Origin of the sequence: Sinorhizobium fredii (assembly GCF_002944405.1) — a bacterium.
Taxonomy (GTDB): domain Bacteria; phylum Pseudomonadota; class Alphaproteobacteria; order Rhizobiales; family Rhizobiaceae; genus Sinorhizobium; species Sinorhizobium fredii_C.
Genome location: NZ_CP024307.1, coordinates 2,166,713 through 2,186,885, shown reverse-complemented (window position 1 = coordinate 2,186,885; position 20,173 = coordinate 2,166,713). Strand labels below are relative to the sequence as shown.

19 protein-coding genes and 1 pseudogene are annotated in these 20,173 nt (G+C 63.6%); 13 read left to right on the top strand and 7 right to left on the bottom strand.

Annotated features, from left to right (window positions below):
• Positions 1 to 68: 68 nt before the first annotated feature.
• Positions 69 to 1,226 carry a tRNA dihydrouridine(20/20a) synthase DusA gene (gene dusA, locus NXT3_RS10795; protein WP_104839316.1) on the top strand — a complete coding sequence of 386 codons (1,158 nt, stop codon included), beginning with the start codon at positions 69 to 71 and terminating at the stop codon, positions 1,224 to 1,226.
• A gap of 240 nt (positions 1,227 to 1,466) precedes the next feature.
• Here the strand turns inward: dusA and NXT3_RS10790 are convergent, their stop codons facing one another.
• Entirely contained in the window at positions 1,467 to 1,679 is a 213-nt protein-coding gene (locus NXT3_RS10790) for a cold-shock protein (RefSeq protein ID WP_012708287.1), read from the bottom strand.
• Positions 1,680 to 2,182: 503 nt separating this feature from the next.
• Here NXT3_RS10790 and NXT3_RS10785 point away from each other — a divergent pair.
• Positions 2,183 to 2,800, top strand: a complete 618-nt coding sequence (locus tag NXT3_RS10785) for a J domain-containing protein (RefSeq protein ID WP_086022816.1) — start codon at positions 2,183 to 2,185, stop codon at positions 2,798 to 2,800.
• Between the two features lie 259 nt (positions 2,801 to 3,059).
• Positions 3,060 to 3,500, top strand: coding sequence for a hypothetical protein (locus NXT3_RS33235; protein WP_192882717.1), 441 nt, complete (start codon positions 3,060 to 3,062; stop codon positions 3,498 to 3,500).
• Positions 3,501 to 3,996: 496 nt separating this feature from the next.
• On the opposite strand, the gene uvrB is transcribed toward NXT3_RS33235, so the two are convergent.
• Complete coding sequence (uvrB, locus tag NXT3_RS10770) at positions 3,997 to 7,041, bottom strand: excinuclease ABC subunit UvrB (protein ID WP_104839315.1); 3,045 nt, start codon at positions 7,039 to 7,041, stop codon at positions 3,997 to 3,999.
• A 246-nt stretch (positions 7,042 to 7,287) separates the two neighbouring features.
• Here uvrB and NXT3_RS10765 point away from each other — a divergent pair, with 246 nt between their 5' ends.
• A complete protein-coding gene (locus NXT3_RS10765) occupies positions 7,288 to 7,641 on the top strand; it encodes a DMT family protein (protein WP_037424128.1) in 354 nt (117 codons plus the stop codon).
• An 8-nt stretch (positions 7,642 to 7,649) separates the two neighbouring features.
• Here the strand turns inward: NXT3_RS10765 and NXT3_RS10760 are convergent.
• Positions 7,650 to 8,242 (bottom strand): annotated as a pseudogene (locus NXT3_RS10760) (hypothetical protein).
• A 10-nt stretch (positions 8,243 to 8,252) separates the two neighbouring features.
• Positions 8,253 to 8,639 carry an acyl-CoA thioesterase gene (locus NXT3_RS10755; RefSeq protein WP_037424131.1) on the bottom strand — a complete coding sequence of 129 codons (387 nt, stop codon included), beginning with the start codon at positions 8,637 to 8,639 and terminating at the stop codon, positions 8,253 to 8,255.
• Positions 8,640 to 8,839: 200 nt separating this feature from the next.
• Between NXT3_RS10755 and NXT3_RS10750 the strand changes: the two genes are divergently transcribed.
• The 8 genes from NXT3_RS10750 (at position 8,840) to NXT3_RS10715 (ending at position 17,152) form a co-directional block, all read left to right on the top strand.
• A complete protein-coding gene (locus tag NXT3_RS10750) occupies positions 8,840 to 10,648 on the top strand; it encodes a methyl-accepting chemotaxis protein (protein WP_037424134.1) in 1,809 nt (602 codons plus the stop codon).
• A 206-nt stretch (positions 10,649 to 10,854) separates the two neighbouring features.
• Positions 10,855 to 11,397: a Kazal-type serine protease inhibitor family protein gene (locus NXT3_RS10745; protein ID WP_104839314.1), complete on the top strand. Its 543-nt coding sequence runs from the start codon at positions 10,855 to 10,857 to the stop codon at positions 11,395 to 11,397.
• 206 nt (positions 11,398 to 11,603) lie between these two features.
• Positions 11,604 to 12,830: an extensin-like domain-containing protein gene (locus tag NXT3_RS10740; protein WP_104839313.1), complete on the top strand. Its 1,227-nt coding sequence runs from the start codon at positions 11,604 to 11,606 to the stop codon at positions 12,828 to 12,830.
• 272 nt (positions 12,831 to 13,102) lie between these two features.
• On the top strand, positions 13,103 to 13,924 hold the full coding sequence (locus NXT3_RS10735) for a sulfite exporter TauE/SafE family protein (protein ID WP_097524919.1): 822 nt from the start codon (positions 13,103 to 13,105) through the stop codon (positions 13,922 to 13,924).
• Between the two features lie 184 nt (positions 13,925 to 14,108).
• On the top strand, positions 14,109 to 14,999 hold the full coding sequence (locus NXT3_RS10730; RefSeq protein ID WP_037424151.1) for an MBL fold metallo-hydrolase: 891 nt from the start codon (positions 14,109 to 14,111) through the stop codon (positions 14,997 to 14,999).
• Entirely contained in the window at positions 15,000 to 15,338 is a 339-nt protein-coding gene (locus NXT3_RS10725; RefSeq protein ID WP_179864697.1) for an ArsR/SmtB family transcription factor, read from the top strand.
• A gap of 129 nt (positions 15,339 to 15,467) precedes the next feature.
• Positions 15,468 to 16,394 carry an ABC transporter ATP-binding protein gene (locus NXT3_RS10720; protein ID WP_037424205.1) on the top strand — a complete coding sequence of 309 codons (927 nt, stop codon included), beginning with the start codon at positions 15,468 to 15,470 and terminating at the stop codon, positions 16,392 to 16,394.
• The gene (locus NXT3_RS10715) at positions 16,391 to 17,152 is read left to right on the top strand and encodes an ABC transporter permease (RefSeq protein ID WP_097524918.1); all 762 of its coding nucleotides are present in this window, start codon (positions 16,391 to 16,393) and stop codon (positions 17,150 to 17,152) included. Before NXT3_RS10720 ends, NXT3_RS10715 begins: the two co-directional genes overlap by 4 nt.
• Positions 17,153 to 17,169: 17 nt before the next feature.
• Here NXT3_RS10715 and NXT3_RS10710 read toward each other — a convergent pair whose 3' ends face one another.
• Genes NXT3_RS10710 through NXT3_RS10700 form a run of 3 tightly spaced genes read right to left on the bottom strand, consistent with a single transcriptional unit; the run spans position 17,170 to position 18,922 of the window.
• A complete protein-coding gene (locus NXT3_RS10710; RefSeq protein ID WP_037424161.1) occupies positions 17,170 to 17,871 on the bottom strand; it encodes a retropepsin-like aspartic protease family protein in 702 nt (233 codons plus the stop codon).
• Complete coding sequence (locus tag NXT3_RS10705; RefSeq protein WP_037424164.1) at positions 17,868 to 18,089, bottom strand: DUF1289 domain-containing protein; 222 nt, start codon at positions 18,087 to 18,089, stop codon at positions 17,868 to 17,870. Before NXT3_RS10705 ends, NXT3_RS10710 begins: the two co-directional genes overlap by 4 nt.
• Before the next feature lie 44 nt (positions 18,090 to 18,133).
• A complete protein-coding gene (locus tag NXT3_RS10700; protein ID WP_104839983.1) occupies positions 18,134 to 18,922 on the bottom strand; it encodes an adenosylcobinamide-GDP ribazoletransferase in 789 nt (262 codons plus the stop codon).
• A gap of 149 nt (positions 18,923 to 19,071) precedes the next feature.
• Between NXT3_RS10700 and cobT the strand changes: the two genes are divergently transcribed.
• Positions 19,072 to 20,088 carry a nicotinate-nucleotide--dimethylbenzimidazole phosphoribosyltransferase gene (gene cobT, locus NXT3_RS10695; RefSeq protein WP_097538244.1) on the top strand — a complete coding sequence of 339 codons (1,017 nt, stop codon included), beginning with the start codon at positions 19,072 to 19,074 and terminating at the stop codon, positions 20,086 to 20,088.
• Positions 20,089 to 20,173 lie beyond the last annotated feature (85 nt).

Sequence of the window (20,173 nt, the reverse complement as noted above, 5' to 3'; positions counted from 1 at the left end):
GCCCCTCAGTTGTAGCAATAGCACAGCGAAACGGGTCTAAAAAGGGATCAAACAAGAGCGAACCGGATATGAAAGAAACGGCGCAACTGACTGAAAAACCGGGAAAGGGCCGGTACTTCAATGCCCCGGTTTTTGCCGTGGCGCCTATGATCGACTGGACGGACCGTCACTACCGTTTCTTCGCGCGGCAGCTCTCGCGTCATGCGCTGCTTTATACGGAGATGATCGTCGCCGACGCGATCCTGCGCGGCGACAGGGACAGGCTGCTTGGCCATCACGCCACGGAGCACCCGGTCGCGCTGCAGCTCGGCGGCAACGATCCGGTCAAGATGGCGGAGGCGGCGCGGATCGCCGAAGCCTCCGGCTATGACGAGATCAACATGAATGTCGGCTGCCCCTCCGACCGGGTGCAGTCCGGCACCTTCGGCGCCTGCCTGATGCAGGAGCCGGAGCTGGTCGCCAAATGCGTGGCGGCGATGAAGGCGGCCGTGAAGGTTCCGGTCACGGTCAAGTGCCGCATCGGCGTCGACGACCAGGATCCGGAGGTGGCGCTTCGCACGCTCGTCGAGCGCGTCAAGGATGCCGGCACGGATGCCGTCTGGGTGCATGCCCGCAAGGCCTGGCTTAAGGGCCTGTCGCCGCGGGAGAACCGCGAAATCCCGCCGCTCGACTATGGTCTTGTGCATCGGCTGAAGGCCGAGAACCAAAATCTTTTCATCGGCCTCAATGGCGGTCTTCAGACTCTGGATCAGGCGCTGGCGCATCTCGACGCGCGGCCGTTTCCGGCTCCATCGCCGAGGCTTGCCGGGGGCGAGGCGGGAAATGGAGCGCCGCTGGACGGCGTCATGCTCGGCCGCGCCGCCTACCACGACAGCGGCCTGCTGACAGCCGCGGACGGCTATTTCAACCACCCGCTGACCGGCGTCCCACCGGCGCTGATCGAGCCGGAGGCCTTCTCCGGCCGCCATCATCGCCTGTCGCTCGCTTTCTGGGTAAATGTGCGCGATGCCATGGCAGCCTATGCTGCCGCCCATATCGAAGATGGCGGCCGGCTGATCCATATCACGCGCCACATGGTGGGATTGTTCCAGGGTTGGCCCGGGGCGCGGCGCTTCCGCCAGATGCTTTCCGCCGACGCCACCCGCAAGGGCGCCGGTCCGGACGTCATCCATGCCGCCTTCGAGGCTGTGTTCGAGGCGGTCACGGCGCGTGAGGCGGCGGAGTAGGGAGCCGCGCCGGTTCCCCTCATTCCTGTCCTTGTCACAGGAATTCAGCCACAGCGCGTCTGCGGTGCGAATGACTAAAGCTGTACCGAGAGCTTCAAAGCACCCTACGGCGCCAGGGACTTGGCGCACTGGATTCCTGTGACAAGCACAGGATTGAGGGAGTTCCAGTGGGGCAACCCCAACGAAAAACGGCGCCTCTTGCGAGGCGCCGCCCTTCACGATCTGATCGCAACGTCCGGCTTAGAGCGCCTGGAGGTTGACGGCCTTCGGGCCCTTGCCCATGCGGTCCGGCTCGGTGTCGAAGCTGACCTGCTGGCCATCCTTGAGCGTCGCGAGACCGGCGGCCTGAACGGCGGAGATGTGGACGAAAACGTCCTTCGCGCCGCCGTCCGGCGTGATGAAACCAAAACCCTTGTCCTGGTTGAAGAATTTTACGATGCCCTTGGTGGCCATGGAAGAAGTCCTTTTCCTTCAGTCTGTCATTTGCCGCAACCCAGCGCTTCAATAGCACGGCTTGGCTGCTTGAGGTAGTGTGTTCGTGCCCCCTCAGGAGGAAACGAACCGGTCGTCTTCAGCGATATGCTGAAAGCGTCGAGTGGTCACGATATCGGGGAAAAGACGTCTACGATGCCGCTTGCGGCAGTCCCGGCAGTGGCCGGGCTCAAACGAAAGTCCAGTCTCCGGGATTGAAATCGCCCGAACGGCGCTAGGAGTGGCAGTATTCGGGGGAAAAGGCAAGTAGAGAGTTCTAGCCGTGGCGGTATCCGGTCAATGCCTTGTGAGGTCGACCTTTCCCTGAGTTTAATGCAGCCCGAGGCGAGGATAAATGTCGTGGATTGCCTCGTTTCGACCACAATTTCGTCCGGCGCTGCGTTGAGCGTGGCGCGCCTCGGGCATTCGTCACTGGCCTTGCTGCTGGCGCGGCTAACCGGTAGGTCTGGACCGGACAGGAAACATTGCAAGTCGACGAAAAGCAGGTGGCCCGCGTGATCGATCCCTATGCCCTCCTTGGACTTGAGCGCGACGCCGACGAGCGGGCGATCCGCGCGGCTTACCGGCGGGCGGTGAAAACCGCGCATCCGGACCGCGGCGGCGATGCCGAAGAGTTCGGCAAGCTGCAGGCGGCCTATGATCTTTTGAAAGATCCGGTGCGCCGCAAGGTCTATGACGACACCGGCTACGATCCGCAGCTCGTCGATCCCAAGCAGCTCAAGGGCCTGATGATGCTGGAGACGCTCGTCAACGACTTCATTCTCGACCTGCGCGAGCCCGGCAGTTTCGATCCGGTCGCGGCCATGCGGCGCAAACTCTCCGACGACATCGTCAAGACCCGCTTCCATATCCTCGAACTGGAGCGCCACCGCTCACGGGTCCGCAAGCACATGGACCGCCTCGGCCGGCGGCCGGACACGGACGTGCTCGGCTCGATGCTGCGCGCCCGCAGCCAGTCGATCGGCGAGGCCATTAAGAACGCCGAAGCGCAGATCGAGGTGATCGAGGAGGCGTACCAGATGCTGGAAGGCTATTCCTATGAGATGGAGCCGCTGGAGATCGAGGCGCGGGCGGCGGAGTAAGCTTCAGTGTGGAGCGTGCCGTCGCAACGCGATTCAATACTATTTTCAGGAAATGCGTGCAACGAATCGTGAAATGATCCAGATCACGGTCTCCCGTGGACTGCACCACAAGCACCCCGTATTTCTGCGGAAGTACAAAAATCTATAGGCGGCGCCAAACGCTGGCACCGCCTATAGAGCATTGATTGTCCATCGATCGGCGGATTGGGACGATCATCGACGCTGCGTGTTATCTGGCCCCGCCCGTCTTCGAGCCGCTTTGCGAATGTCCGGCGCCCGGGCCACCTTTCGAAACGCCCTTACCATGAGCGCTGCCGGGATTTGTCGAATCCCGTCCGTTGCCCCAACCGTTGTTGCCGCGATCCTTATCACCATTGTCATGACCGCCGCCATTGCCGTTGTCGTGGCCGCCGCCGTTGCCGTCGTCATGACCGCCGCCATTGCCATTGTCATGACCGCCACCATTGCCGTCGTCGTGGCCACCGCCGCCACCGTCGTTGCCGCCGCCACCGCCGTCGTTGCCGCCGCCACCGCCGTCGTTGCCGCCGCCACCGCCGTCGTTGCCGCCGCCGCCGCCACCGCCGCCGTTGCCGCCTCCGCCACCGGGACCACCGCCGCCACCGGGACCACCGCCGCCACCGGAACCACCGCCGTTACCCCCGCCTCCGCCGAGGCCGCCGCCGCCGGCATTAGTCGTTGAGAAGGGATCGGTGGGCGCAATCACTGCCGTAGACAAAGGCGGGCATTGCGCGATTTGCGCGGACGTGAGGATGTCGGCTCGGTTTTCCGCCGCACAGCAAGCCGCGAAGTTCGTGTCTGTCAGCGGGCTGCACTGCTGAGCCATAAGGATGGGCCGATCCTGGCTTTGTGCCGGAACCGGGGCCGATGCAATAAATCCGGCCGAAATCAGCGCCAGACCGGTGCTCGTCAAAAATGTTTCCAGGATGCGCATCTTCGTTCTCCCTAAATTAGTTTGAACTGAAATTCGCAATCTGCGGGAATGTTCCCTATAAAGTTAGGGTTTTTGGTTGCGTGAGGATGGGGAAAACGGGGATAGGCGCGTGAACTGGCCCGTAAAAAAGATAGGGTGCGGCGCGTGAATACACGTCTTCTCACGTCACCCTTACGGGCCGATCGAGCGGTCGGCCGGCGGAGTAGCGAAAAATGGGTTCTCTAAAATTGAGTCCCTCGATCCATTACCGCCCCGGCCGCCCCGTTTTTCCTTTCGTTCGGCCCTTCTGCCGCTTCTCGTCCGCTTGGTCCTCATAGGAGCCAATGCCCGGTTTGGCGCGGGTGAGGGTAGGCTTTTCCGGAACGTGGCCAGCGACCGGCTTTTCGGTGCGGCCGACGGTCATCTCGTCGAGGGTATTCTTGCGGAACAGCGACTGACCCTTGCCCGCGGGGATAGCCACATCACGGCCCATTTCGTCGAGGTCCGGTTTGCGGAAGAGGGGGCGCTCGGTATCGGTACCCGGGCCCATGTCGTCGAGCGAGGGTTTGGCGAAATAGCTCGTGGAAGCCCCCCCCTCTGTCCTCCCGGGCATTTCCCCCGCAGGGGGGGAGATCGGGCTGGGCGCGGCCTTGCTGCCCCGCTTGCCGCCCTCAGCGCTCCTCGCCTCTTCCCTTGCCATCGGGTCGTCCAGCACGGCCAACTCGGCCGCCTTGAGGCGCTTGATCTCGTCGCGCAGCCGCGCGGCGGTTTCGAAGTCGAGGTCGGCGGCGGCGTCGCGCATCTGTTTTTCCAGCGCATTGAGATGCGCCTGCAGATTGTTGCCGACGAGGTGGCCGGCCTCGGCAAAGCCCTTGCCGGCCACGCCGGAGATGTCGGCGCGGACGTGGTCGCGCTCGTAGACCGAGTCGAGAATGTCGGAGATCTTCGCCTTCACCGATTCCGGCGTGATGCCGTTTTCGAGGTTATAGGCCATCTGCTTCTCGCGGCGGCGGGCTGTCTCCTCCATCGCCCGACTCATCGAGCCGGTGATGGTGTCGGCGTAGAGGATGACCTTGCCGTCGACGTTGCGGGCGGCGCGGCCGATCGTCTGGATCAGCGAGGTTTCCGAACGCAGGAAACCTTCCTTGTCGGCGTCGAGAATGGCGACGAAGCCGCACTCGGGAATATCCAGGCCCTCGCGCAGCAGGTTGATGCCGACCAGCACGTCGAAAGCACCTAAACGAAGATCGCGGATAATCTCGATGCGCTCCAGCGTGTCGATGTCGGAATGCATGTAGCGCACCCGCACGCCCTGCTCGTGCAGGTATTCGGTGAGGTCCTCGGCCATGCGTTTGGTCAGCACCGTGACGAGCGTGCGGTAGCCGGCGGCAGCGGTCTCGCGGATTTCTCCGAGCACGTCGTCGACCTGGGTCTTGGCGGAGCGTACTTCGACCGGCGGGTCGATCAGGCCGGTCGGGCGGATCACCTGCTCCGCGAAGACGCCGCCGGACTGCTCCAGTTCCCAGCTGCCGGGCGTCGCCGAGACGGCGATCGTGTCCGGGCGCATCGCGTCCCATTCCTCGAAGCGCAGCGGTCGGTTGTCCATGCAGGAGGGCAGGCGGAAGCCGTATTCGGCGAGCGTCGCCTTGCGGCGGAAGTCGCCGCGATACATGCCGCCGATCTGCGGAATGGTGACATGACTCTCGTCGATGAAGATCAGCGCGTTATCGGGAATATATTCGAACAGCGTCGGCGGCGGCTCGCCCGGCCTGCGGCCGGTCAGGTAGCGCGAATAGTTCTCGATACCCTGGCAGGAGCCGGTGGCTTCCAGCATTTCGAGGTCGTAGCGGGTGCGCTGCTCCAGCCGCTGCGCCTCGAGCAGGCGGCCGGCCCGTTCAAGCTCGGCAAGGCGATGCGTCAGCTCCTCTTTGATCGCCTTGATGGCGGCGTTCAGGGTCGGGCGCGGCGTCACATAGTGTGAGTTGGCGTAGATCTTCACCGATTTCAGGTCGCCGGTCTTCTGGCCGGTAAGCGGATCGAACTCGGTGATGGAGTCGATCTCGTCGCCGAACATGGAGATGCGCCAGGCGGCATCCTCCAGGTGGGCCGGGAAGATCTCGATCGTGTCGCCGCGCACCCGGAAGGAGCCGCGCTGGAAATCCATGTCGCGGCGCTTGTACTGCTGCGCCACCAGGTCGGCGAGGAGCTGCCGCTGGTCGAGTCGGTCGCCGACATTCATCTGGAAGGTCATCGCCGTATAGGTTTCGACCGAGCCGATACCGTAGATACAGGAGACCGAGGCGACGATGACGACGTCGTCGCGCTCGAGCAGCGAGCGCGTCGCCGAGTGGCGCATGCGGTCGATCTGCTCGTTGATCGAGGATTCCTTCTCGATATAGGTGTCGGAACGCGGAACGTAGGCCTCCGGCTGGTAGTAGTCGTAGTAGGAGACGAAATACTCGACCGCGTTTTCCGGAAAGAAGTTCTTGAATTCGGAATAGAGCTGGGCGGCGAGCGTCTTGTTCGGCGCCAGGATGACGGCCGGGCGCTGCGTCGCCTCAATCACCTTGGCCATAGTGAAGGTCTTACCGGAGCCGGTGACGCCGAGCAGCACCTGGTTGCGCTCGCCCGAAGAGAGGCCGTCGACCAGATCGGCAATCGCCGTCGGCTGGTCACCGGAGGGCTGGTAGTCGGTCACCATCTTCAGCGATATGCCGCCTTCCGACTTGTCCGGCCGGGCAGGGCGGTGCGGGGTCCAGAGCTTGCCGTCCTTGAACAGCGGGTTGCCGCTCTCGATCAGCTTGGCGAGCGCCTCGACCGTGGCGGTGACGCCGGAGCCCGTCGTCAGCTTGTCGACATCCTCGAGTGCAACGTCGAGACCGGCGACCGGGTTGAGCCCGGCGGCGGCGCGCGTCTTCGGGTCGTGGCTGCCGCCCATGGAAGTGCCGCGTGCGGTCTTGCCGCTGAAAGTTTTTCCGCTCGTACTGTCGGCGCGCAGCGCCTTCGCTCCGCGGGGGCCTTGCGTCAGCTCGGACGCCCGTTCGGGCTTGGGGCCTTCGGCCGATTTCTCTTCCGCATCCGCGGCCGCTTTCGAGGCGGCAATCTCGACCTTCTTGCGGTGCTTGCCGGCCTTGGAGGCGATCTCCCGCTGGCTTTCGAAAGCGGAGGTTTCCGCTTCCGCCTCGAGCTGCTTCACCCAGTCGGAGACGTTGCCGGAGAGCGGCGCACCGGAAAGCGGCGCCTGCGGGGCTTCTTCGAAACCGCCGGGCGCTGCCGATTTCTTCGGGGGATTCTTCGGATTTTGAGCCATGGCCGGGAATATGGAGAGAGTCAGCGCGAAAGAAAAGGGGGAATGAGTACAAAAGGGAAACGGCCGGCGCGGAATTTCCTGCCTTGGCGAACCGGTCGAGGGCTCCGGTAAGACCGGACGTTGCTTTCCGATGACAGGGACAGATTATGTTGGACGGTACTGGTTCAGCGCGGATCAGAAAAACTTGAACCGACGGCTGCGTCCAGATCATCCTCGTGCACCGATTCGCGTCCTCCCGAGGTCTTCATGTCCTTTGCCATCAATCCCGCCTATGTCTGGCCGGTGCTGCTGCTCATCGCCTCGAATGTTTTCATGACCTTCGCCTGGTACGGCCACCTGAAGTTTACGTCCTCGCCGCTCTATATCGTCATCGTCGCCAGCTGGGGCATCGCCTTCTTCGAATACTGGCTGGCAGTACCGGCCAACCGCATCGGCCATTCCGTCTATTCGGCGGCGCAGCTGAAGACGATGCAGGAAGTGATCACACTCAGCATTTTCGTCCTCTTCTCGGTCTTCTGGCTAAAGGAGTCGATCGGTTGGCATCAACTCGTCGGCTTCGCGTTCATCGCGCTGGGAGCGTCGTTTATCTTCAAGGGGTGAGCCCTGAATCATTCCAAGAGATCGAAGGCTCCATACATCCAGGTCAGTTGATAGAGCACGCCAGCCACCAAAAAAGACGGCGTGGAACCGGCGGTTCGGTGTCATCGCAGCGATGATGCAGAGCGCAATGTAAGCCGCGTTGCGCAGCGGATATTCCATGCCGAAGGATTCGAAGTAGGCTTTTCCCTTCACCGCGGTGCCGACCAAATCGACGAGGAAGGCGAGGGTCAGAAAGCCGAAGAACCAGGCGCGGCGCGACATGAAATAATGTTCGTATCCGCTGTAGTCCTCCAGCGACGCGGGAAACAGCAGCACGCTCAGGAAGAAAGAAGACGCAGGCATAGAGGATGACGAACAGATAGACGGTGACGTCGATCGCCGGTAGCGCATGCAGGTGATATTCCCACCACCAGAAATGCACGAGGAAGATGAACAGGAACAACACCCAGCCGAGGTGGATCCAGAACACCCTGGTCTTGCCGGGGTGCTGTATGAAGAGCGCCACGCCGCTCAGCGGCCGCGCCAGGCTGAGGCTGATGATCATGCCCATCACCACCCGGATATGGGAGAAAATCGCCGAATCCGGCGCGGGTGCGTCCATGGCGCTACCGCTATTCCGCCGGTACGGGCGTCGGCTTCCCGCTGCTGTCGAGCGCCACCATCACGAAAATCGCGTCGGTAACCTTTTCCATAACATGCGACAGGTAGCGCTGCGCCCAGGCCTCGACCTTGAGCGTCATCGAAGTACGGCCAACGCTGACGATGTCCGTATAGATGCAAAGCGTGTCACCGATCTTAACCGGCAGGGCGAAGGCCATTTCCTTGACGGCGGCGGTGACGACGCGGCCCCGGGCGCGTTCGGCGGCGCGGATGCCGCAGGAAAGGTCCATCTGCGCCATCACCCAGCCGCCGAAGATGTCGCCGGCCGCGTTGGCGTCGCCGGGCATCGCCAGCGTGCGCAAGGTTAGCTCGCCGTTCGGCTTGATCACGACATTCATGCGGCCCGTCTCCCTCATTCAGGCAAGCTTTAGCGCATGACGCCAATCCGAAAAAGGGGCTCTGCGACGATCGGGGAGGGGGCCGGTGCTCGTGTTGGTTGTCGAAAGGTTAATTGTCCATCCTAAAATCTAGCAAAACCTTTGTTAGGAGCTTCGCAAATTCCTGCCTGTATCCTGCACCCACTTTGAGGGAGGCTGGGATGAGACGATTTCGGATTTCGGCGCGGCTTTACGCGCTCGTGGCATTTGCGTTGCTCGCCATGGCAGCGGCGCTGACCTTTGGCCTGATCCAGGCGCAGGACAAACTCGTCGCCGAACGCAAGGCGATGCTTTCGGCAATGAACGAGAACGCCGTGACGGTGTTCGAGGCCTATCACAAGCAGGAAGAGGCCGGGACGCTTTCGCGCGAGGAGGCGCAGAAGCGCGCCCTGGAAGCCATCAAGGCGATGCGCTACCAGGACAGCGGCTATTTCTGGGTCAATGACATGCATCCGACCATGGTGATGCACCCGATCAAGCCGGAACTGGACGGCAAGGATCTCTCCCAGAACAAGGATCCGAACGGCAAGTTCCTGTTCGTCGAATTCGTCAAGACGGTGCAGGCGGAGGGCCGGGGCTTCGTCGACTATTACTGGCCGAAGCCCGGCGCCGAGGAGCCGGTGCTGAAATATTCGCATGTGGCCGGCTTCAAGCCCTGGGGCTGGGTTGTAGGCACCGGCGTCTATGCCGACGACCTGGCGGCGATGTTCCGCGAGCGTGCCTGGCAGGTTGGCGGCATTCTGGCGGCGGCGGCGCTGGCGATCCTGCTGGCGGCGCTGGCGATCGTCCGCAGCGTCGTGAGGCCGGTCGAAAAGCTGAAAGTCGCCATGCAGGCGATCGCCGACGAAGATATTTCATCGGACGTGCCCGAAACGGACCGTGGCGACGAGATCGGCCAGATGGCCAAGGTGCTGCTGGTGCTGCGGGATTCCGTCAAGGAGCGCCTGGAGCTGCGCTCGCGCGAAGTCGAGCAGCAGGACCGTCTGAACGCCGAACGGCGCGGCAACGAGGAACTGCAGCGCTCGACCGCCGCGGCCCAGGCCGAGGCGATGGAAGCGCTCGGCGCAGCTCTTGAGCGGCTGGCAAGTGGCGATCTGACGGCCGAGGTCGGGCGGATCGCGCCGGAATACGGCAAGCTCAAGCACGACTTCAACACCGCCGTTGCCGCGCTTCGCGATGTCATCGGGGCAATCTCGCATTCGACCGAGATCGTGCACGGCAGCGCCGGCGACATTTCCGAAGCGGCGAACAACCTGGCGCGGCGGACTGAACAGCAGGCGGCCGCCTTGGAGGAAACGGCAGCCGCGCTCGACGAGATCACCTCGACCGTACGCCATGCCTCGGACCGCGCCGTCGAGGCCCGTGACATGGTCAACGAGACCAAGGCAAGCGCGGCGAAATCTGGCGGCATCGTCCGCAACGCGATCGATGCCATGGGCCGGATCGAGGATTCCTCGAGCCGCATCAGCCAGATCATCGGCGTCATCGACGAGATCGCCTTCCAGACCAACCTGTTGGCGTTGAATGCCGGCGTCGAAGCGGCGCGGGCGGGCGAGGCGGGACGCGGCTTCGCGGTCGTCGCCCAGGAAGTTCGCGAGCTCGCCCAACGTTCGGCCGGCGCCGCAAAGGAGATCAAGGATCTGATCGGCACGTCGGTCAAGGAAGTCGGTGCGGGTGTCGAGCTCGTCCGCTCCACGGGCGACGCGCTGATGGAGATCGAGGCTCTCGTCAACCAGGTGAACGAGCAGGTCGCCTCGATCGCCACCGCGGCGCGGGAACAGGCGACCGGCCTGCAGGAGGTCAATACCGCCGTCAACAGCATGGATCAGATGACCCAGCAGAATGCGGCGATGGTCGAGGAAACGACCGCCGCCAGCCAGGTCCTGGCGCAGGAAAGCCGCGAATTGAAAACCTTGCTAGACAGGTTCCGCCTGCGGGACGGGCAAGCGGCCTACGGCCGGGCCGCCTGACACATAAGAAAAGACGGATTTTGCTGGCCCGCGTTCGAAAGAGCGCGGGTTCTTCTTTTCGGCGCTTTTGCCGTTCCTATCCTCGGTTGCATGCAGCCGGAGCGGTTCGCGGATATTGACGGCGTTCTCCGTTCGGGGTGAGATCGGGCCGGGAACGAGCGGCTGTTGCAATTCGCTCGAGGCACAGCACCCTCGCGGAGGACTTCATGGCGCTTCTCAGGCTTCTCATTTCGCGGCCAACCGCGGCAATCTTGACGGTCATGGGCCTGCTCTCCGCCTGCACGGTTGTCGTCGACGAACCGCGTCACGGGCCGCCGATCCGGCCGCCGCAGATGTGCACCATGGAATTCGCGCCGGTCTGCGGCGAACGCGGCAACCGCCTCAGAACCTTCCCCAATGCCTGCAACGCGCGTGCCGACGGATTTCGCGTCCTGCACCGCGGCGAATGCCGCCCCGATTTCCGTCCACCGGTTGAGCAGGCCTGCACCCGGGAATACGCACCGGTCTGCGGCGAGCGCGGTAGGCTGAGGCGGACATTTGCAAATGCCTGCGTGGCAGGGGCCGACGGATTCCGGGTGATCGGGGCGGGCGAATGCCGTCGCAGCGATGAACCGGCGCCACAGCAGTTCTGCACGCGGGAATATGCCCCGGTTTGCGGCCAGCGCGGCGGGCGGCTCAGAACCTTCCCGAATGCCTGCGAGGCCGGCGCCGCCGGTTTCCGCATCGTCCATGGCGGCGAGTGCGGCTGAGGAACTAGCCGCGCTAAGCGAGCCCTCGTCCCATTTGCGGTGCCGGGCAAACGCTTCGTTTACCACGTTTGCATAGACTGCGGCCTCAGCCCGTTTTTTTGGCCGCTTGCCCGCGTGGCGACATAGCGGACCTTCAGTTTCGATCGCGGGCGGGGCGGTGGACCGGCAAAGTCAAGGCTTTGCCACGGACGAAGGCGGCGAGTGTATTGGCGTATGTTTCTCTTCTCCATCGGCCGTTGACGGCGCTGCTGCTGTCTCTTCCGCTTGTGGCCTGCAGCACGGACGTGCTGTCGCCGCCCGCCCGGATCGACGAGGCGTCGCGCGTCGGCGCCATCCGGCCGAGCCGCGTCATTGCCCATCCGGAACGGCAGGCGGCTGCCTATCCCTCTCCGGAGCCGGTATCGACCTTCAGCGACAGGAGCGCCGGCGTGGCCAAGCCGCAGGGCCGCCTGCCGATGATCGACAGCGAGCCGGAAATGGCTGACACGCGAGTCGCGAGCGCCGGCCCGATGACGGTTCCTCCCGAAGGCGTCAACATGGATGCGATGCTCGGCGTCGAGCCGGTTGTCGGCCTGGCGCAGGAGCAAGCCGGTGATATTGCCGAAGGCAACACCGCTCAGCCGGTCGTCGGCGGCATCGGCGAGGAGAACGTGCGTCAGCTCGGCGGCCTCGCCGAGCCGCCGCCAGCCATCGACCCTGCGCCGGGTTACGACCCCGATCTGCCGCCGCTTACGCCGGAGCAGATCTCCGCAGAAGAGGCGAAGAGGGCGCGCTCCGTCATGCCGCAACGAACCGTGCGGCGCACCGAGGAGCCGCAGCAGGTCGCTTTCCTGCCGCGCGTCCGCAGTCCTCTGTCGGCGCCCGAATATACCGGTGAAATGCCGCGGTCGGAGATCGCCTGCCGCCAGCGCCTGAAGAAGCTCGGCGTCGTTTTCCGCGACGTGCCGCGCATCCATGACGGTCCGTCCTGCGGCATCGACTATCCGGTCGAGATCAGCGGCCTTTCCGGCAATATTGCCGTCAGGCCGGCGGTCAAGCTCAATTGCCAGGTGACCGAAGCCTTCGCCAAATGGGTGAAATACGAGCTCGCGCCGTCCTCGCGCTACCGCTACTGGTCGGGTGTCAAGACGATCAAGCCGCTCGGCGGCTATTCCTGCCGGACGATGAACTCGCGGCGCGGCAATCCGATGTCGGAACATGCGCGCGGCAATGCGATCGACGTCGGCAAGTTCGTGCTGAAGAACGGCAAGGAGATCGATGTGCGCCGGAAGGGCTTCTTCGCCTTCCGCGAACGTGGGCTGCTGAAGGCGGTGCGCGCCGACAGCTGCAAGTATTTCAACACCGTGCTCGGTCCCGGCAGCGACCCCTTCCACAAGGATCATTTCCACTTCGACCTCAGAACCCGGAAGTCCGGCTACCGGCATTGCGATTAGCGCATGTCGCCCAAAAGTGTGCAGCGGTTTTGGGACAAAGACAGGCGCAAAACAAAGACCCTAAAGCGCGTCGCATGATGCGCCCTGAAAGAGGCCGGCGGGGGGCCGGCCAAAAACGCCCGGAGGATAGGGGAGGCTCCGGCGTGCAAGTCACGAGAGCGGGGTTGCTCGTCGCGCACTGAAGGTGATTGAAAAGCATCACCGATTCATGACAGGGAAGGCCCTTTCCCATCGGCGGCATCGGCCGCCGGCCTTCGAAAGATCGGGTTCTCATGCCGCCGCTGTCGGAACTGATGATGTTTGCCCTGGCGCTGGCCGCGGCCGGTGTCGTATCGGGCGTGCTTGCCGGCCTTTTCGGCGTGGGCGGCGGTGCGATCCTGGTGCCGGTCTTCTTCCAGGTCTTCGGGCTTCTCGGTGTCGACGACGCCGTGCGGATGCACTTGTCTGTCGGCACCTCTACCGCGATCATCGTACCGACATCGGTGCGCTCCTTCCTGGCGCACTATAGGCGGGGCATGGTCGACGTGGCCGTGTTGCGCAATTGGATCCTCGCCATTCCGCTCGGCGCCCTCCTTGCCACGGTGATCGCTGCCTATGTCAGCAGCGAGACCTTGCGGCTGATCTTCGCCGTCGTCGCGCTCCTGGTGGCGTCGAGGATGATCCTCAACCGTGCCTCCTGGCGTCTTGGCACGGAGCTTCCGAAAAATCCGGCCAAGTGGCTCGTCGGAGTGGTGATCGGCGTTCTATCCGCCCTTATGGGTGTCGGCGGCGGCGTTCTCAACAACACATTCATGACGCTGTACAACCGGCCGATTCACCAGGCGATCGCGACGTCCTCCGGCGTTGGCGTGTTGATCTCCATCCCCGGATTGTTCGGCTATATCTGGGCGGGCTGGGGCGACCCCGGCCTGCCGCCGCTTTCGACCGGCTTCATCAACTGGATCGCCGTCGCCTTGATCATCCCGGTCTCGCTGCTGGTGGCGCCGCTTGGCGTGCGGCTTGCCCATGCGATGGACAGGCGGCAGCTGGAGGTCGGTTTCGGCATCTTCATGACCTTGATTGCCTTGCGCTTTCTCTACAGCCTTTACGGCTAGGCGAAGCCCGAGCCGGACAGTCGTCTCGCCAGCCACCCAAAATGGCTGAGTCTTGCCCCTGCGGCTGTGCGATAATCGCTATCCAAGTTCTTGAACACGCACCGCAGGACTCGCACGGGTCACTTGGCGTGATCTTTCACTATATATTATATTTAAATATATAGTGATGATATGGAGGGGACCCATGCCGGCAGCTGCAACTGCAAAACCGGAAGTCAAAGGCTTTTACGAGTGTCGCACATGCAGCATCCAATACGTCGTCTCCGATCCGGCCACGAAGCGTTGCGCCATCATCGACCCGGTTCTCGATTTCGATGAAAAGTCGGGTGCGACGGCGACCGTGCAGGCGGATCTGATCCTCGACTATGTCGCGGAGAACGGCCTGACGGTCGAATGGATCCTCGACACCCATCCGCATGCGGATCATTTTTCGGCCGCGGCCTATCTGAAGGAACGGACCTGTGCGCCGACCGGCATCGGATCCGGGATCGTGCGGGTGCAGAAGCTCTGGAAGGATATTTACAATTGGCCGGAGCTCGAGGCGGACGGGTCGCAGTGGGACCATCTCTTCGACGAGGGCGAGCGCTTCTCCCTTGGATCGATCGAAGCCCGGGTGCTCTATTCGCCGGGCCACACCCTTGCCTCCATCACCTATGTCGTCGGCGACGCAGCCTTCGTCCACGACACGATGTTCATGCCCGACAGCGGCACGGCAAGGGCGGATTTCCCCGGGGGTGACGCGCGTCAGCTGTGGCATTCGATCGGCGAGATCCTGGCGCTGCCGGACGAAACCCGGGTTTTCACCGGGCACGATTACCGCCCGGAAGGTCGCGAGCCGCGCTGGGAAAGCACGGTCGGCGAGGAGAAGCGCTGCAATCACCATATCGCCGGCGTGAGCGAGGATCAGTTCGTTCAGTTGCGCGAGGCACGCGACAAGACGCTGCCGATGCCGAAGCTGATCCTGCACGCATTGCAGGTCAATATTCGTGGCGGCCGCTTGCCGGACCCGGAGGCCAACGGCGCGCGCTATTTGAAGTTTCCGCTCAATGCGCTGAAGGGAGCGGCATGGGGCTGAATGGAGATGCGAACGGTCACCAAATGTCAAAACCGCGGTCGGGACATGGGCGGGCAGGCGGGCGAAGCGGCGGCGCTTCTCAAGACGCTTGCAAACCAGAACCGGCTGATGATCGTCGCTACGCTCGCCGACGGCGAGCGTTCGGTGGGCCAGTTGGAAGAGATGCTCGGCATTCACCAGCCGACCTTGTCGCAACAGCTGACCGTGCTGCGGGAGACGGGCATCGTTGCGACGCGGCGCGACGCCAAGCAGATCTTCTATCGCCTTGCCGAAGAAAGGGCTGTGCGATTGATCACCGCCCTCCAAGACATCTTCTGCCGGGAGGGGACGAAGCGATGACCATCTATCGGCGTCCGTGAACGGTGCGTCACCGGAAATTTGTCTGGGACGGGCTGCAAAACAGCGCGAATTGGCCCATATAGAGCGGCAACCCGCCGATATTTGCCCCGCTTTCCGGATTCGTTTTTCATGGCTCCTATTGTTTCCGTTTCGAACCTGTCGAAAACCTATGCCTCAGGCTTCGAGGCGCTGAAGGGCGTCAGCCTCGAGATCGAGGAGGGGGAGATTCTCGCCCTGCTCGGGCCGAATGGCGCCGGCAAGACCACGCTGATCTCGATCATCTGCGGCATCGTCAATCCGAGCGACGGAGAGGTCACGGTCAATGGCCATGACGTCGTGCGCGACTTTCGGCAGACGCGGGCGATGATCGGGCTGGTGCCGCAGGAACTGACGACCGATGCCTTCGAGACGGTGTGGAACACCGTTTCCTTCTCGCGCGGCCTGCACGGCAAGAAGCCGGACCCCGCCCACATCGAGAAGGTGCTGAAGGACCTGTCGCTCTGGAACAAGAAGGACAACATGCTCCGCGAGCTTTCCGGCGGCATGAAGCGGCGCGTGTTGATCGCCAAGGCGCTGTCGCACGAGCCGCGCGTACTCTTTCTTGACGAGCCGACCGCCGGCGTCGACGTCAGCCTTCGCAAGAGCATGTGGGAGGTCGTCGAGCGGCTGCGCGCCTCGGGCGTGACGATCATCCTGACGACGCATTACATCGAGGAAGCGGAAGAGATCGCCGACCGGATCGCCGTCATCAACGGCGGTGAAATTCTTCTGGTCGAGGACAAGAATGCGCTGATGACCAAGCTCGGCCGTAAGCAGTTGCGCGTCGATCTCGCCCAGCCGTTGGAGCGTATCCCGGATTCCTTGTCGTCCTACAATCTGACACTCGAGGACAATGGCCAGAGCTTGATCTACGACTACGACACGAGCGCCGAACGCACCGGCATCACCGCGCTGCTCGCAGCGCTCGCCGAGACCGGCGTCAGGCTTCGGGACCTCTCGACCCAGCAGAGTTCGCTCGAGGACATTTTCGTGGAGATTGTGGAGGCGGGGCGATGAACATCGAGGCAATCAAGTCCATCTATTTCTTCGAGATGGCGCGTACGCGACGCACCCTGTTGCAAAGCGTAGTGTCGCCGGTCATTTCGACATCGCTCTATTTCATCGTCTTCGGTGCGGCGATCGGCGAGCGCATCCAGCAGATCGACGGCGTCTCCTATGGCGCCTTCATCACGCCCGGGCTGATGATGCTGACGCTGCTGACGCAATGCATCGGCAACGGCTCCTTCGGCATCTATTTCCCGAAGTTCACGGGGACGATCTACGAAGTGCTGTCGTCGCCGATCTCGATGCTGGAAATCGTTCTCGGCTATGTCGGCGCGGCGGCGACCAAGGGGCTGATGATCGGCACGATCATCCTGATCACCGCCTCGCTCTTCGTCGATCTCAGCATCGCCCATCCCTTCGCGATGATCTTCTTCTTCGTGCTGACGGCGGTGACCTTCAGCCTGTTCGGCTTCATCATCGGCATCTGGGCGAAAGACTTCGAGCAACTGAACCTGATCCCGATGCTGGTCGTTCCGCCGCTCGTCTTCCTGGGCGGAAGCTTCTACTCGGTCGACATGCTGCCGCCCTTCTGGCGGGCCGTCAGCCACTTCAATCCGGTGCTCTATCTGATCAGCGGTTTCCGCTGGAGTTTCTTCGAGATCTCCGACGTCAACCCGCTCGCGAGCGCCGTGATCATTGTCGCTTTCCTGGCGATCTGCATGGCCGTCCTGACCTGGATTTTCCGCACCGGGTACAGGCTGCGGAACTGACGACCCGACGATAAGCGTCAGTCCCTCAGACGCAGCTCATCGGTGCGCATCTGCAGGGTGTCGAGGGTCGAGAGGAAGCTCATGCCGAGCAGGCTGCGGTCGAGCTTGCCTTCGGCGGCGACGGTCGCGCGGATATTGCGACGCTCGATCGGGCCGATCGCAAACTCCTCCAGCGTCACCGGCGCAGCGAGCGCCGGGCCGTTCGCCGTCATCACTGTCAGGGTATAGCCGAGGCCGGACGGATCGAGGCCGACCCGCTCGGCGTCCTCGTAGGTCAGGGCGATGCTGCTCGCTCCGGTGTCGACGAGCATGCTGACCTCCTGGCCATTGATCGTCGCGTCGGCCTGGAAGTGGCCGTCGAGGCGCTTGCGCAGCACGACTTCCGGCTGCCCCTCGCTGTCGGTGACGACCATCGTCCGGCCGGGCACGAGTTCCGAGAGCACCCGGTCGCCGAAGGCCCGAAGCTCGACGCGATAGGCATAGCCGGAGACAAGCCCGACGGCGATCAGCAGCCATACGGCGATCTGGCGCAGACTCTCGCCGAAATGGCGTCGGCTGCGCAGAATGCCGGCCGCAAGCAGCGTCGCAATGGCCGCGAGCGAGACAAGCTGGCCGAAGTCGTCATTGTTCATGCCGAGAGTCTGACCGCTGTCGTGATTGAAAAGGAGGAGCGCGAGGCCGATGGCGAGGATTGCCAGCAGAAGGATCAGACGGTTCATGCGCCGCTTCGTTCCCGCGCCAAGCGTGCCCGGCGGGTTTCCCGCCGCGGCTTGCGCTCGACGGTCTCGAGCCGGGCCGGCAGCGCCTGCATGATGCTATGCCGCTCTTGGTCGGTGTAGAGCGTCCAGGAGCCGATTTCATTCCGCGTACGCCCGCAGCCGAAACAGTAGCCTGTCCGGTCGTCGATCGCGCAGACAAGAATGCAAGGAGATTCCATCGGCTTGGCGTGCTCTGTTGGCTTCGTCGATTTATATCGGCCTTTCAGATGGCCAGCGCAAGAGCGCCGAGGACGGCGATCTCCGTCAGCTGCTGCGCGGCGCCGATCGTGTCGCCCGTATGGCCACCGAGCTTGCGGGAGACGGTCCGCCCAAAACCCAACACGGTGAAGGCCAGGGCAACGAAAGCGAGCAGGGCTGCAATCAGAGAAACGCCGGCAGCGTAAAACAGCAGAAGCGAGAGGATCGCCCCTGAACCAAGCGCTTGCGATGCGGCGCGTGGCTCTGGAGCGCCGGCCGCGGCTGCAACTCCGTCGCGGCGGGCCGGCGGCAGGCGCGACCAGTGCCAGACCATGGCCGTGCGGCTGAGGGCGGCGGTCCCGAGAAGCGCAAAGGCGGCCCCGATGGGGGAGAGTAGCGGCAGGAAGGCCGCGAGTGCCGAAACGCGAAGTCCGAAGGAGAGGATGAGGGCCACCGCTGCATAGGTGCCGATGCGGCTATCCTTCATGATCGCCAGCGCTCTCTCGCGATCACGGCCGCCGCCGAGGCCATCGGCAGTGTCGCCGAGGCCGTCCTCGTGCAACGCGCCGGTGACGAGCGCCTGCACGCCGACGATCAGGAAGGCGGTGAACAGCGAACTCGCCTGAAGCACGTCCAAGAGCGCGGCGAGCAGCGCGGCAGGGAAGGCAATCAGGATGCCTGCGAGAGGGAAAGCGCGCACGGCGCGGCTCAATCGGCCGTCATGGCCGGCGAAATGCCGCTCAGGCATGGGGATGCGACTCAGGAAGGCAACCGATCGCGCCAGATCATCACAGAAATCGCCGATAAAGCGCATTGTCTCTCCCAGGCCGCAGCCGCCCGAATCGCCGGCCCTTTGCCGGATCATGCTCCGTGGACAGCATTTGGCGCAAATGCCGTTGCCGGAAGCGATAGCAGCCTCTATGAGGGGCACCGAACGCCCCTTCGGACATGCAAGGATTTCCCATGAGTGCCAGCGGTCTGCCGTTTGATGATTTCCGCGAGTTGTTGCGTAACCTGCCGGGTCCAGATGCCGCGGCGCTCGTTGCGGCGCGCGAACGCGATGGGCAACTGACGAAGCCGCCGGGCGCGCTCGGCCGCCTTGAGGAAATCGCCTTCTGGCTCGCCGCCTGGACGGGCCGTCCACCTGCCGTCAACCGGCCGCTGGTCGCGATTTTTGCCGGCAATCACGGTGTGACCCGGCAGGGCGTCACGCCGTTCCCATCGTCGGTCACGGCGCAGATGGTGGAGAATTTCGCCGCCGGCGGGGCGGCCATTAACCAGATCTGCGTCACCCACGACCTCGGGCTCAAGGTCTTCGACCTCGCCCTCGATTATCCGACCGGCGACATCACCGAGGAAGCGGCGCTTTCCGAACGCGACTGCGCGGCGACGATGGCCTTCGGCATGGAGGCGATCGCCGGCGGCACGGACCTGCTCTGCATCGGCGAGATGGGCATCGGCAACACCACGATTGCCGCCGCGATCAACCTCGGCCTCTATGGCGGGACGGCCGAGGAATGGGTAGGGCCGGGGACCGGCTCCGAGGGCGAGGTGCTGAAGCGCAAGCTTACCGCCGTCGAGAAGGCGGTGGCGTTGCATCGCGATCACCTGTCCGATCCGCTTGAACTGATGCGCCGCCTCGGCGGACGCGAGATCGCGGCCATGGCGGGCGCCATTCTCGCGGCACGCATGCAGAAGGTGCCGGTGATCATCGACGGCTACGTGGCAACGGCGGCCGCGTCGATCCTCAAGGCCGCCAATCCGGCGGCACTCGACCATTGCCTAATCGGTCATGTCTCTGGAGAGCCAGGGCATATCCGCGCCATCGAAAAGCTCGGCAAGACGCCGCTCCTGGCGCTCGGCATGCGGCTCGGCGAGGGCACCGGCGCCGCACTTGCCGCGGGCATCGTCAAGGCGGCCGCCGCCTGCCATGGCGGAATGGCGACCTTCGCCCAGGCCGGCGTCAGCAACAAGGACTGAAGCCGCGGCTTCGCCGCTTCCTGTCGGCCGACTGTCTGCCATGGTATGCTTGGCGGCTGCGGTCTTGATGCCGGGCGTCTTCTCG

What these genes read in the sequence shown, in the direction of transcription:
- dusA (WP_104839316.1), top strand. Translation starts at nt 69, where the DNA reads ATGAAAGAAACGGCGCAACTGACTGAAAAACCGGGAAAGGGCCGGTAC.
- NXT3_RS10790 (WP_012708287.1), bottom strand. Translation starts at nt 1,679, where the DNA reads ATGGCCACCAAGGGCATCGTAAAATTCTTCAACCAGGACAAGGGTTTT.
- uvrB (WP_104839315.1), bottom strand. Translation starts at nt 7,041, where the DNA reads ATGGCTCAAAATCCGAAGAATCCCCCGAAGAAATCGGCAGCGCCCGGC.
- NXT3_RS10765 (WP_037424128.1), top strand. Translation starts at nt 7,288, where the DNA reads ATGTCCTTTGCCATCAATCCCGCCTATGTCTGGCCGGTGCTGCTGCTC.
- NXT3_RS10755 (WP_037424131.1), bottom strand. Translation starts at nt 8,639, where the DNA reads ATGAATGTCGTGATCAAGCCGAACGGCGAGCTAACCTTGCGCACGCTG.
- NXT3_RS10750 (WP_037424134.1), top strand. Translation starts at nt 8,840, where the DNA reads ATGAGACGATTTCGGATTTCGGCGCGGCTTTACGCGCTCGTGGCATTT.
- NXT3_RS10745 (WP_104839314.1), top strand. Translation starts at nt 10,855, where the DNA reads ATGGCGCTTCTCAGGCTTCTCATTTCGCGGCCAACCGCGGCAATCTTG.
- NXT3_RS10735 (WP_097524919.1), top strand. Translation starts at nt 13,103, where the DNA reads ATGCCGCCGCTGTCGGAACTGATGATGTTTGCCCTGGCGCTGGCCGCG.
- NXT3_RS10730 (WP_037424151.1), top strand. Translation starts at nt 14,109, where the DNA reads ATGCCGGCAGCTGCAACTGCAAAACCGGAAGTCAAAGGCTTTTACGAG.
- NXT3_RS10725 (WP_179864697.1), top strand. Translation starts at nt 15,000, where the DNA reads ATGGAGATGCGAACGGTCACCAAATGTCAAAACCGCGGTCGGGACATG.
- NXT3_RS10720 (WP_037424205.1), top strand. Translation starts at nt 15,468, where the DNA reads ATGGCTCCTATTGTTTCCGTTTCGAACCTGTCGAAAACCTATGCCTCA.
- NXT3_RS10715 (WP_097524918.1), top strand. Translation starts at nt 16,391, where the DNA reads ATGAACATCGAGGCAATCAAGTCCATCTATTTCTTCGAGATGGCGCGT.
- NXT3_RS10710 (WP_037424161.1), bottom strand. Translation starts at nt 17,871, where the DNA reads ATGAACCGTCTGATCCTTCTGCTGGCAATCCTCGCCATCGGCCTCGCG.
- NXT3_RS10705 (WP_037424164.1), bottom strand. Translation starts at nt 18,089, where the DNA reads ATGGAATCTCCTTGCATTCTTGTCTGCGCGATCGACGACCGGACAGGC.
- NXT3_RS10700 (WP_104839983.1), bottom strand. Translation starts at nt 18,922, where the DNA reads ATGCGCTTTATCGGCGATTTCTGTGATGATCTGGCGCGATCGGTTGCC.
- cobT (WP_097538244.1), top strand. Translation starts at nt 19,072, where the DNA reads ATGAGTGCCAGCGGTCTGCCGTTTGATGATTTCCGCGAGTTGTTGCGT.